Annotated in this window: 11 protein-coding genes; 5 read left to right on the forward strand and 6 right to left on the reverse strand. The window is 65.4% G+C overall.

Annotated features, from left to right (window positions below; all coding sequences use genetic code 11):
* Positions 1 to 66 precede the first annotated feature (66 nt).
* Positions 67 to 591, reverse strand: a complete 525-nt coding sequence (locus FFS49_RS05515; RefSeq protein ID WP_039356977.1) for a metal-dependent hydrolase — start codon at positions 589 to 591, stop codon at positions 67 to 69.
* 397 nt (positions 592 to 988) lie between these two features.
* Between FFS49_RS05515 and ggt the strand changes: the two genes are divergently transcribed.
* Positions 989 to 2,710 (forward strand): gamma-glutamyltransferase, encoded by a 1,722-nt coding sequence (ggt, locus tag FFS49_RS05520; RefSeq protein WP_105815365.1) that lies wholly within the window; start codon positions 989 to 991, stop codon positions 2,708 to 2,710.
* 87 nt (positions 2,711 to 2,797) lie between these two features.
* On the opposite strand, the gene FFS49_RS05525 is transcribed toward ggt, so the two are convergent.
* The gene (locus FFS49_RS05525) at positions 2,798 to 3,721 is read right to left on the reverse strand and encodes an alpha/beta fold hydrolase (RefSeq protein ID WP_105815364.1); all 924 of its coding nucleotides are present in this window, start codon (positions 3,719 to 3,721) and stop codon (positions 2,798 to 2,800) included.
* 352 nt (positions 3,722 to 4,073) lie between these two features.
* On the opposite strand from FFS49_RS05525, the gene FFS49_RS05530 reads away from it, so the two are divergent.
* The 3 genes from FFS49_RS05530 to ppk2 all read left to right on the forward strand — a co-directional run bounded on the left by FFS49_RS05530 (position 4,074) and on the right by ppk2 (position 5,762).
* Entirely contained in the window at positions 4,074 to 4,523 is a 450-nt protein-coding gene (locus FFS49_RS05530; RefSeq protein WP_105815363.1) for a helix-turn-helix domain-containing protein, read from the forward strand.
* Positions 4,524 to 4,590: 67 nt separating this feature from the next.
* A complete protein-coding gene (locus FFS49_RS42500; protein WP_224755730.1) occupies positions 4,591 to 4,797 on the forward strand; it encodes a hypothetical protein in 207 nt (68 codons plus the stop codon).
* 14 nt (positions 4,798 to 4,811) lie between these two features.
* Positions 4,812 to 5,762 carry a polyphosphate kinase 2 gene (gene ppk2 / locus FFS49_RS05540; protein WP_039356966.1) on the forward strand — a complete coding sequence of 317 codons (951 nt, stop codon included), beginning with the start codon at positions 4,812 to 4,814 and terminating at the stop codon, positions 5,760 to 5,762.
* Positions 5,763 to 5,817: 55 nt separating this feature from the next.
* On the opposite strand, the gene FFS49_RS05545 is transcribed toward ppk2, so the two are convergent.
* The 3 genes from FFS49_RS05545 to FFS49_RS05555 form a co-directional block, all read right to left on the reverse strand.
* Positions 5,818 to 6,108 carry an H-NS histone family protein gene (locus tag FFS49_RS05545; protein WP_039356963.1) on the reverse strand — a complete coding sequence of 97 codons (291 nt, stop codon included), beginning with the start codon at positions 6,106 to 6,108 and terminating at the stop codon, positions 5,818 to 5,820.
* A gap of 266 nt (positions 6,109 to 6,374) precedes the next feature.
* Entirely contained in the window at positions 6,375 to 6,962 is a 588-nt protein-coding gene (locus tag FFS49_RS05550) for a YigZ family protein (protein ID WP_105815362.1), read from the reverse strand.
* A 254-nt stretch (positions 6,963 to 7,216) separates the two neighbouring features.
* Positions 7,217 to 8,074, reverse strand: a complete 858-nt coding sequence (locus FFS49_RS05555; RefSeq protein WP_105815361.1) for a LysR family transcriptional regulator — start codon at positions 8,072 to 8,074, stop codon at positions 7,217 to 7,219.
* 127 nt (positions 8,075 to 8,201) lie between these two features.
* Between FFS49_RS05555 and FFS49_RS05560 the strand changes: the two genes are divergently transcribed.
* The gene (locus tag FFS49_RS05560; protein WP_171026723.1) at positions 8,202 to 8,780 is read left to right on the forward strand and encodes a DUF4865 family protein; all 579 of its coding nucleotides are present in this window, start codon (positions 8,202 to 8,204) and stop codon (positions 8,778 to 8,780) included.
* Between the two features lie 246 nt (positions 8,781 to 9,026).
* On the opposite strand, the gene FFS49_RS05565 is transcribed toward FFS49_RS05560, so the two are convergent.
* Complete coding sequence (locus FFS49_RS05565) at positions 9,027 to 11,228, reverse strand: glycoside hydrolase family 3 C-terminal domain-containing protein (protein WP_105815359.1); 2,202 nt, start codon at positions 11,226 to 11,228, stop codon at positions 9,027 to 9,029.
* Between the last annotated feature and the right edge of the window lie 871 nt (positions 11,229 to 12,099).

The following is a 12,099-nucleotide window of genomic DNA, read 5'->3' on the forward strand; positions in this document are numbered from 1 at the left end:
TCAACGAACGAAAAGTTGCATGCGCGTTGGCATGCCGATCGCGCCTCGAATGGTGACGAATTGCAACTAGACGCGGTGCAGCCAGCCGAGCCACTGTTCGAGCAGCGGCGCGCGCGACCACAACGACTGCGCGAGCCACAGCGTGCCGCCCCATGCGGCGGCCACGACGATCAGGTCGCAATGCCCGCTGTTCCACAGGTTCAGTGAGTGACGCCGCCAGATCCACGGTACGCCGAGCGGATTCGGCCAGTCGGCGAGCAGATGCATGATGCCGCCGCATGCGAAGCCGAACAGCGGCGCGGCCCACAGCGGGTGCGGATGATGGATGAGCCCGTGCCATCCAAGCGCCAGCAGCGCGATCCAGCCGATGCCCCAGTGCGTGACGGTGCGATGCGTGATCCACAAACGGCGCTTGCGGCTCCACCATGCGACCTCGAGCCAGTCGGGAGCGGTGCCGCCCGCGACGCCCGCCGCGAATGCGGCGAACAGACCCGAATGCCACGGGCCGGTTGCGCCGGTTTGCGCGACGAGGACAGCGGCGGCGACACCGGCGGCGAAGCCGGATGCATGATGCGCATTGTGTGATGCCATAGGAAGCGAGACGAAGAAACGTGAAGCGGTGCGTGCACGAAAAATTGATGCACCGCGAAAGCGGGGCGCTATCTTCGCAGATCGGTCCGTGCAGCGGGAGGGACGTTCGCAGATTTTTTTGCACGTAGCACGTGGTCTTCCGCGCAGTTCGCAACTTTCGGTTTTTGTGCGTTGCGTGAGGACGTGTGCCGCGTGTCATTTCGACCGATCCGCGTACCTGTTTCGAAGCCTCGGTATGACCTTGCGCACATGACGAATACGCTTTCAATGCAAGCCCGTGTTCGACCCTTTTTGTCCCCCTATACTATGAAACCGGATATGACCATCGGCGCGCCGGCGGCCATGAGCGGAACAGGTGCTTTTCCTGGCTGAAGGAGATCCACATGGGGGACATGCAATGACTACGCTGAATCGCTTCAAATCATCCGCTGTCGCGCTCGCGACGGTGGCCGGCATCGGTTTCCTGCCGAACGCGCCCGTCTATGCGAAGGGGCCGCAGCCCGCCGTCCTGACGAGCTCGGCGGTCGCGGTGGCCGACAAGTACAGCGCGGATGCCGCGGAGCGAATCTTCAAGGAAGGCGGCAACGCGATCGACGCGGCCGTCGCGATCGCGTTCACGCTGGCCGTCACGTATCCGGAAGCCGGCAACATCGGCGGTGGCGGCTTCATGACGATCTACAAGGACGGCAAGCCGTACTTCATCGACTATCGCGAGCGCGCGCCGCTCGCCGCGACGAAGGACATGTACCTCGACAAGGACGGCAACGTCGTCAAGGACATGAGCCTGTACGGCCCGCGCGCGGCCGGCGTGCCGGGCACGGTCGCGGGCATGTGGGAAGCGCAGAAGCGCTTCGGCAAGCTGAAGTGGAAGCAGGTGCTCGCGCCGGCGATCCACTATGCGCGCGACGGCTTCGTCGTCGACGAACAGCTCGCGCAACGCGGCGTCGATGCATCGAAGGAGTTCGGCGGCAAGACCAACTTCGACAAGTATTTCTCCGGGTTGAAGGCCGGCGTGAACTTCAAGCAGCCGGATCTTGCCGACGTGCTCACGCGCATCGCGAACGACGGCGCGGAAGGTTTCTACAAGGGCAAGACGGCGGAGCTGATCGCCGCGTCGATGAAGACCGGCGACGGCAACGGGCTGATTACCACCGAGGATCTTGCGCAGTACCGGGCCGTGTGGCGCCAGCCGGTGCAGGCGAAGTGGAACGGCTATGACGTGATCACCGCGCCGCCGCCGAGCTCGGGCGGCATCGGCCTCGTGCAGCTGCTGAAGATGAAGGCCGACCTCAAGCAGGATTTCGAGGGCGTGAAGCTCAACTCGCCGCAGTACATCCACCTCGTCGCGGAAATCGAGAAGCGCGTGTTCGCCGACCGTGCGCAGTATCTCGGCGATCCGGATTTCTACAAGGTGCCGATCGCGCAGCTGACCGACGACGCGTACATCGCGAAGCGGGCGGGCGAGGTCAACCCGAAGGAGCCGTCGGATACGAAGAGCGTGCAGCCGGGCCTCGGCACGACGATGCCGGAGAAGGCTGAAACGACGCACTTCTCGGTGGTCGACAAGGGGGGCAACGCGGTGTCGAACACGTACACGATCAACGGCTATTTCGGCTCGGGCGTGATCGCCGACGGCACCGGCATCGTGCTGAACGACGAGATGGACGACTTCTCCGCGAAGCCGGGCGTCGCGAACATGTTCGGCGTGGTCGGCAGCGACGCGAACGCGATCGAACCGAAGAAGCGCCCGCTGTCGTCGATGTCGCCGACGATCATGACGAAGGACGGCAAGGTGTCGCTCGTGATCGGCACGCCGGGCGGCTCGCGCATCTTCACGTCGATCTTCCAGGTGATCAACAACATCTACGACTTCAAGATGCCGTTGAAGGAGGCCGTCGGTGCGATGCGCTTCCATCACCAGCTGCTGCCGCCGAACACGATCTTCTGGGAGCCGTACCACCCGATCGAAGGCGAACTCGCGAAGCAGATCGAGGCGCGCGGCTATACGCTGAAGGGGCAGGATTTCAGCGGCGACATCCAGGTGATCAAGATCGACGGCAAGACGCCGGAGGCGATGGCCGACCCGCGCGGGCGGGGTGTGACGCGGATTATTCGGTGACGTGAAGTGGCGCGTGCGCGGTGGCGAAGGCGGCCGCGCACGCCGTGTTCCACAGCCGGGCGCCGTGCCATCGGCTGCGGACCGCGCTCAACCGGTGGCCCGGATGAATTCGGCGATGCGTGACGCGATGGCGTCGGGCGCATCCTCGAAGCAGTAGTGCCCGACGCCCGCCAGCCGCTCGACGGGCGCGGACGGAAACAGTGCCGTGAAGAGCGGCAGGAAGTGTTCGGCGCCGAGCGTTCGGTCGGCGTCTCCCCAGATCGCGAGCGCGGGCTTGTCGCGTATCGCACGCAGCGCTGCTGCATCGGGCGTCTCGAACCGATGCGCGCCGGCGGCAAACCCGCGGGCCCATCCGATCGCGCCGACGCAGTCCTCCGGCTGCGCGAACGGGGCACCGTATGCGGCGATCCACGTGTCGCTGATAACCGCGTGATTTTCGAATCCGTTCAGCTTCAGCGTGCTCAGGATATTGAAGCCGAGCTGACCGAGCACCGTCTCCAGCGTGTCGTCCGCCGCCGCGCGCACGATCCACTGGAACCACGGCGCATCGCGACCGTTTGCGTTCAGTCGTTCGACAAGGTCGGGCTGGCCGAACGGCGTCGGCCCATTCGCGGACACGATCCGCCGGATGCGATCCGGATGCCGCGCGGCCAGCCCCATGCCCACCGGGCCGCCGAAGTCGTGCATCACGAGCGTGATGCGATCGAGGTCGCGCGCGAGCACGAAGCGCTCCAGGTTGTCGACATGGTCCTGCAGCCAGTAGCTGCGATCGTGTGGCGTCGCGCTTTTGCCGAAGCCCATGTGATCGGGCACGACGACACGGTGCGTCGGGCTCAGCGCGGCAATCAGATGGCGGAACAGATAGCCCCACGTGGGTTCGCCATGCAGGCACAGAAGGGTTTCGCCGTCGTGCGGACCTTCGTCCACGTAGTGCATCCGGAAGCCGGATGCGTCGTCGAAATGCGGGGCGAAGGGAAAGGTGCCATCGAACGTGGCATCGGGCCGGATCATCGAACGCTCCTTCGGATAGTCGGATAGTTTGGTTTCAAGGTGAAACCGAATCGAAGCGTAGGATATTCGGTTTCAAGTTGCAACCAAAAAATGCGTGGACAAATCACCGGAATGACTGGCTGATGGTGCGTGATTTCGTGCCGGAAAACAGCGTTGCCGGAATTAGTTGGCGAGACGCATGAGTTGAAAAGCCAATCGGGCCCGAATCGGCTGCTCCATTCGTCGATCGCGAACAGTCGGGCGTCGTGCGATTGATCTTTCGCTCGACGAGTTTTATATTGCAACCATTTATTTCACCGGAAACGACCGCCGCTCCGCCCGCATTCCGGGCACGGCATCGCCCCATGCATCGATGAACAGACGAACCACGCACGAGGATTCCCTTTGCGGTGTTGCCCGCCCGCTGGACGCGATTGGCGACTGGTGGTCGCTGCTGATCGTCCGCGATGCGTTCGACGGGTTGCGCCGCTTCGGCGAATTCCAGAAGAATCTCGGGCTGGCCAAGAACATCCTGGCCGCGCGCCTGCGCAACCTGGTCGCGCACGGGATCATGGACATCGTGCCGGCCGCGGACGGCGGCGCGCATCACGAGTACGTGCTGACCGAGAAAGGGCGCGGCCTGTTTCCACTGCTCGTCGCGCTGCGGCAGTGGGGCGAGGATTTCTTCTTCGAACCGGACGACGCACACGTGCTGCTCGTCGACCGGAAGAGCGGGTTGCCGGTCAGGAAGCTCGAACTGCGTTCGCAGGACGGGCGCGTGCTCGGGCCGGAGGATACGGTCGTACTGCCGCCGCCGGACTGACGAGCGGCGACCGGGCTCGTGCCGCGTTCGACTCCGGTCGCTCGCCGCGTTGCTTTCGAGGAAGCTGGTGACCTATATTCCGTTACTTATGAAGATTACGCTGGACATCGACCAGCCGAACCGGCAGTTCGTGTCGAACACGTTCGATATTTCCGCGAACCCCGTACTGGCCAGCGCGCTGCTCGCATTCCGCTCCCGACCGGTGCGCCGGCCCTTTTTTCATGAATTTGACGCGCGACACTGGGATAATGGAGGAGTTTGGCTGCGTCAATGATGGAAGGAGGCCCCATGGGCGACAACGATACCCGCACCGAGACCGACGACCGCACCGATATGGAATCGATGGAAGCGCGCCAGCGCCGCTTCGAGGAAGATCTGGTCGACGCCTACGACGAAGAGCTCGAGATGGAGCTCGACGATCGCCGCTTCGACGACAGCGACGACCTGCTGTTTTCGCAGGAGCGCCGCGAGGCGCGCAAGCAATATTTCCGCGAACTGTTCCGCCTGCAGGGCGAACTCGTGAAGCTGCAGGACTGGGTCGTCAGCACGGGGCACCGGCTCGTCGTCATTTTCGAGGGGCGCGACGCGGCCGGCAAGGGCGGGGCGATCAAGCGCATCACGCAGCGGCTGAACCCGCGCGTCTGCCGCGTGGCGGCGCTGCCGGCACCGAACAACCGCGAACGCACGCAATGGTATTTCCAGCGCTATGTCGCGCATCTGCCGGCCGGCGGCGAGATCGTGCTGTTCGACCGCAGCTGGTACAACCGCGCGGGCGTCGAGCGCGTGATGAATTTCTGTACCGACGAGGAATACGAGGAGTTTTTCCGTTCGGTGCCCGAGTTCGAGAAGATGCTGGTGCGCAGCGGGATCCAGATCGTCAAGTACTGGTTTTCGATCACCGACCACGAGCAGGAAGTGCGTTTCCAGAGCCGGATCGAGGATCCGCTCAAGCAGTGGAAGCTGAGCCCGATGGATCTCGAGAGCCGCCGCCGCTGGGAAGCCTACACGGCCGCGAAGGAAGAGATGCTGCTGCGTACGCACATTCCGGAAGCGCCGTGGTGGGTCGTGCAGGCCGTCGACAAGAAGCGCGCACGGCTGAACTGCATTCACCACCTGCTGCAGCAGGTGCCGTATCACGAGGTGCCGCACGCACCGATCGACCTGCCGCCGCGCGAGCATCACGAGGATTACATCCGTCGGCCGACGCCGGACAACATGATCGTGCCGGATATCTACTGAGCGGTCGTGGCGGGTTCGATGCGATGAAGGGGCGCGCCGCGCAACGCGGCGCGCGTTACTCCCGGATCAGGAACGCGGTGCGGTCGCGTCCGACGATCCATGCGGGTGCACGGCCGCGGCCGCTCCATGTTGCGCCGGTTGCCGGGTCGCGATACTTCGCACCGACCGTAAACAGCTTCGCGCGATCGCTGTAACCCTGCCCGAAGATTTCCCGTGCGGTCAGCGCGTAGCCGGTGACGAGCTCGCGTACCTGTGCCAGCACCGCGCGGCGTTCGCGGCTGCGTGCCGCCTTGATGCGCCGATCGAGTTCCGCAAGCTGGGCTTGCAGTGTCTGCAGTTGATGCATGCGTCCGTTATCCCGTAGTCGAGTTTTGATTATTGGCGACGCGTGACGAACCGCACGTCGGCACGCCCGGCCTAGGCGTGCCGCCTCGGCCGGTGGCGGTTGCATGTCGCCTGTGCCGGCCTGCGGATAGAACGTACACGGCACGAATCGCCGGGAACTCGGTGAGATTAAGTGGCGGCGCGCGGTTTTTCTATCGGACGTATCTGAAATTTCGGCGGAATTTTGGGGCAGCGGGGTGGCGCGGAGGGGACGATAGCGGCCGCTCGTTACAGATCGGGAAAGCCCGATCGCCCTTGCGTCAGGTCGAACAACTCGGTTCGCGCATGCGCGTCGGCTGTCTCGGGCAGCTTGATCACGAGCTTGACCGTCATCCCGTACGCGCTGTCCACCAGTTCGTAGCCCGCCTGTTCGATCCAGCGGCGCACGCGCGCTTCCTCGGGATAGCCGATCTCGATCGCGAGCCGCGTGTAGCGGATGCGCTCGACGCGCTCGGCATCGAGCAGCGCCGACGCGATTGCATCGGTGTACGCGCGCACCAGCCCGCCCGCGCCGAGCTTCACGCCGCCGTAGTAACGCACGACCGCGCCGAGCACGCCGTCGAGATCGTGATGGCGCAGCACTTCCAGGATCGGGCGGCCTGCGGTGCCCGACGGCTCGCCGTCGTCCGACATCCCCGATTGACCGCCCGCCAGCAAGGCCCAGCACACGTGCGTGGCCGCTGGATGGTCGTCGCGCAGGCGCTGCAGGGCCTGCATTGCGGCGTCGCGGTCGTCGACGGGAATCGCGTACGCGATGAAGCGGCTCTTGCGGATCTCGAGTTCGCGGGTGTAGGTGGTGGCGAGCGAGTACATCATGCGTCGCGAGGGGGAAACAGTAAGGAAATCAAGGTGATGATGGCGTGTCGGTTCTTTGGGTGCCGGCCCGGGCGGGCAGCGGCCGGCCGCATGGCCGGGATGAAGACTGAATTTTACCGTGGCGCGCATCGTTGACTTTCGATGCCGTCAGCGCCCGGCCGGGGTGCGGTGCTGGATACGGAATGGCGAAGCGCCAATGTGAAGGGTGCGGCAGCGGCCGTTCCGATTTTTTCTACGACGATTCGCGCGCGACATCACCGCACACCGACCGACGACCGCAACGCCGCGCCCAGCGTGCGCAGCGCTTGCCGTGCCCGCGCATCGGTCAGGTTCGAGTAGAGCACCACGTCGCGCGTCGGCAAGGGCGGCAGCCCGTATCGCATGCCCACGTCGACCGTCCCGACGGGCGCCACGCGATGCCCGAGCGCGGCGACGGCCAGCCCGGCGGACACTGCCGCGCCGATCGTCGCCACGCCGCCGCCGACGAATACTTCCGTCCATGCGACACCGGCTTCGTCCAGCGCGCCGACGGCCATGCGGCGCACGCTGCACGGCTCGGCCTGCGTCGCGAGGCGCAGCGGTTGCGGCGGATGGTACTCGAAATCGGTCGCAGCCATCCAGCCGAACGACTCCGACAGGAGGGTTTCACCGTCGAGCCGCCGGCTGTCGTGCTGCAGCGCGACGGCGGCGTCGAGCTGGCCGCGGTCGAACGCATCGAGCACATCGCGCGAGGCGGCCACCCGGATCTCCAGCACGAGCCCCGGTTCCGCTTCGCTCATGCGCCGAAGCAGCATCGGAAGATCGGCGCCGACGACATGATGGCTCACGCCGATCACCAGCCGCCGCTGGCCGACGCCGAATGCACCGACCGCGCCCTGGTGAGCGGCCACGAGCTCACGCGCGGGTTCGAGGAACGCGGTGCCGTCGGCTGACAAGCGAACCTGCCGCGGCGTGCGTTCCAGCAGGCGTCGTCCGAGGCTGTCTTCCAGCTTTTTGATCTTCAGGCTCACCGCGGACTGCGTGGTGTCCATCGCCTCGGCGGCCCGTGTGAAGCTCTTGAGGTCGGCAGTCAGCACGAACGCCTGCACGGCTTCGATGTCGAGCGTTTTCATCGCGCAATCATCCATTTAGAAATCGAATCATTGAAATATTCTGCCATCGACTTTTCAAATGATTCAAGGTCTTCTACGCTGTTCTCGAGCCGCTCGGAATCTCCCTTTCCGTTTCCAGGAGTCGATCATGCTGACCGCGTACTACGCGCACCGCCTGCCGGCGGACTACGACCTCGACATCATCCGCAATCGCGTGCGCGAGCGCGGCAGGCTCTGGGACGACACGCCGGATCTCGTGTTCAAGGGGTTCCTGCTGCGCGAGGCGGGCCGCTACGGTGCGACGGAAAACGGCTATGCATCGCTTTATGTGTGGCGCAATGAGCAGGCGTTCGCCCGGTTCGTCACGGACGGCCGCTTCCGGGTCGTGACGGACAGCTTCGGGCGTGCGCCGATCGACGTGCAGGTCGCGCTGGATGCGCGCAAGGGCAGCGCATCGGCGGGGCGCTTCGTGCGGCTGGAAGCCGTGGATATTCCGGCGGATGCCGACCTCGATGCGACGCTGGCGCGGGAGGTCGAGCGCAATCGCGACGTGGCGGCGAGGCAGGGTACGGTTGCGGCCGCCGTCAGCCTTGATCCGCTGCGCTGGCGGCTGACGCGCTCGCTCGTAACGGAACACGAGCTGGACGACGGCGGCGCGGGTACGGTGTATCAGGTGCTGCATCTGGCCCGGCCGTTGCTCGATACGCTTGAAGGGGGTGGGGAGTGATGGCCGGCGGCGCGGTCCGATCGCGGGCCGGGCCGGCCGGTGGGGCCTGCGGCCCGGCATCCGCGCGATTGCCGGCTGGCCTGGTGGTCGCCGCGCATCTGGCCGGGATGGCGGCGGGGATCGCCGCGATTACCGCGCTCGCGACGTTGCTGGCGCTGTTGTTCCGGTAAGGGGCGCGTTTGCGGATGAGTGAATACGGAAGCGCCGGGCACGATGTGCGCGGCGCTTCCGTTCCTTCACTACCGCTCAGTTCCCCTGCAACCGGATATCCCGCGACGATGCGCCGACGTACACCGTTCCGCCCGGCACCACGCGCCAGCCGTTACGCGACGTGTCCCACACGCTCTGCATCCGCGGCGATACAGTCACGCGCACCCGCCGCGTCTCGCCCGGATTCAGCCGGATCTTCTCCCAGCCGACCAGGCGCTTCGGCGGTTCGTCCTTGTACGGCACGCCCAGATAGACCTGCGGCGTTTCCGCGCCGGCGACGCGCCCGTCGTTACGCACCGTGAATGCGACGCTCAGCGCACCGTCCCATTGCTTCGACACCGACAGCCCCGAATACGCGAAGTGCGTGTACGACAGCCCATAGCCGAACTCGAACATCGGCTTGATGTTGTGCGCGTCATACCAGCGATAGCCCATGTTCAGCTTTTCCGCATAGACGGGATCGTTGTCGAACGCACCGTTTTGCCCCCAGGTCGGCGAATCCTGATCGCGTGCGGGGAACGTGACAGGCAGCTTGCCGGACGGATTGACCGCACCGAACAGCACGTTCGCGATCGCCTTGCCGCCGGCTTCGCCGGGATACCACGCCTCGACGATCGCGGAGACCTGGTCCTTCCACGGCATCAGCACCGGGTTGCCGCTCTGGACCACGACGATCGTGTGCGGATTCGCGCGGGCGACGGCTTCGACGAGCGCATCCTGGTTCGACGGGTTTGCGAGGCTCAGGCTCTGGAGATCACCGAAATCCTCGCCGGCCGGCTGCGCGACCACGACGATCGCGACGTCCGAGCGGCCCGCGAGCGCGGCGGCCTGGTCGATCTCCTGCTGCGTGTACGCGCGGAACGGCGACTGCTGGTCGGTGTTGCCCGCGAACGTGACCTGGGCGGCCGGCGCGAGCGCGCGGATCGCCGCGACGATCGGTACGTCGACCTTCAGCCACGGATTGCGCCACCAGCTGCATCCTGTCGATGACCCGAACGTCAGGCCACCGCAGCCCGCAAACGATCCCGATACAGGGTCGCGCGTGTTGCCCGAGCCGCCGCCGGACAGCACGGCCGTATCGGCATGGCCGCCGATCACCGCGATGCGCGACAGCGCCGACGCGGCGAGCGGCAACTGGTTGCCGTCGTTCTTCAGCAGTACGATCGACTGCTCGGAAGCGGCCTGCGCGAACCGGTTCGCGGCCGCGAAATCGATCGTGCCGCCGCCCTTGGCCGGATCGTCCATTACGCCGACGCGGATCATCACCGCGAGCTTGCGTCGCACCATGTCGTCGAGACGCGCGGTCGACACCGACCCGTTTGCGATGGCCTGCTTGACGGCCGCCGGTGTGAGGTACACGGTCGATCCGACGTCTTCTTCCTCGTCGAGCCCGGCATTGATCGCGGCAGCGGTGCTGTGCGTCGCGCCCCAGTCGGACTGCACCTGGCCCTGGAAGCCCCATTCGTTCTTCAGCACGTCGTTCAGCAGGTGAGGGTTCTCGCAGGCATACGCACCGTTCAGGCGGTTGTAGCTGCACATCACGCTGCCGGGCCGCCCGCGCTTCGCGGCGATCTCGAACGGCAGCAGGTAGAGCTCGCGCAGCGTGCGCTCGTCGATCTGCGTGTTGCCGCCCATCCGGCCGTGCTCCTGTTCGTTGCCGGCGTAGTGCTTGATGGTCGCGATGACTTTCTGCCGCTGCGTGGCGAGCGTGCGTTCGGCGAGCAGGTCGCCGGCCAGTAGCGGATCCTCGCCGAGATACTCGAACAGGCGGCCGCCGCGCGGCTCGCGCGCGAGGTTGGTGCCGCCGCCGAGGCCCATGCCGAAGCCTTGCGCGCGCAACTGGATCGCGACCTGCTTGCCGTAGTCGTACGACAGGCGGCGATCCCAGCTCGCAGCGACGGCGATCGTCGCAGGGAACGTCGTGCTGGCCTGCGACGTGCTGCCGGAACCCGTCGCTGAATCGACCATGTTCAGGTCGGGAATGCCGAGCCGCGGCACGCCCTGGATGTAGCCGGCGCCACCGCCCGGCACTTTCGACATTTCGTATTGCGAATGAATGAATTGAAGTTTTTCGTCGAGCGTCATCTTGCGCACGAGCGAGTCAGCGCGCCGGACCGCCGCGGCGGACGCGAACGCATCGGTGGCGTCGCCTTGCGCGTTGAAATCGGTGTCGCCCGCGTAGGCGCTGGTGCAGAGGGTCGCTGCCAGCACGACGGCCGGCCAGAGTGTGTCCCGCATGTTGCTCTCCATGATCGTATTGCCGGTTGTTCGAATGATGTCTGGAGCTGCGCACGTCCGGTGGATTCGCACCGGACGCAATTGGCTGGCGATGCTGGGTGGTTGCGCGTCGGCATGCCAAGCCAGGCGGGGAATCGTTACGGCCGGTTGGGCCCGATCGAACATCGAGGACGGCGACGCGGACCGCCCGGCGCTGCCGAATCGGATGTAGCGATTCTCTGCAGCGACTAATGGTATGAATGTAGTTTGACTACAGCATCGGTGTTTCTACCGATATGTCCGATCTTTCTTCGGCACGGGTGCGCTACGAGGTGGAAAGGCGGTCATCGTTCCCGATGGCCGGGGTGTGGTCGGGTAAGAAGTACCTGGGAGAAAGCGTTTTTGTACGGCAGTCATGTGGTGATGCGTGCGTCCCGTTTCGTTGCGTGCGCATCCAATCGTGCTTCGGTCATTGCGCCCACTGCTCGTCGTGAATGCAGCTTTGATTCCGGGGCTGGGGAAATGGCGGTTGCGCCGAGTCAAGCAACGCGGGCCCACTTTCATGTGATGTGTTGAGTAAGGTTGCTCACATATCTGCAGTGCCGGACGGTGTTCAATCGAGTATTGCCGTGCGCGTTGTCTGACCAGGGCGCTGGTGCGCGGACATGCAGCAAGCGACGCGAAGGTGTTCGTGCCGGGCGAAGTGCCCCGTCCGGCAACGCTTGCCTTGACCGACGGACGAAGAATCCAGGTGACGCGCTTGGTCACATGGGCGGCGTTGGGTGCGCGGCGAATCCGTGCGAGGCGCCGCGGGCCCGGCAGTCGAGTGCAGGTCTACACGTCGGCGGGGTACGTCGGCATGGTTCGCCCGTGCGCGATCGGCGGAGAGCCT

Origin of the sequence: Burkholderia sp. 4NA327C6 (assembly GCF_005502655.1) — a bacterium.
GTDB classification, from domain to species: Bacteria; Pseudomonadota; Gammaproteobacteria; order Burkholderiales; family Burkholderiaceae; genus Burkholderia; species Burkholderia contaminans.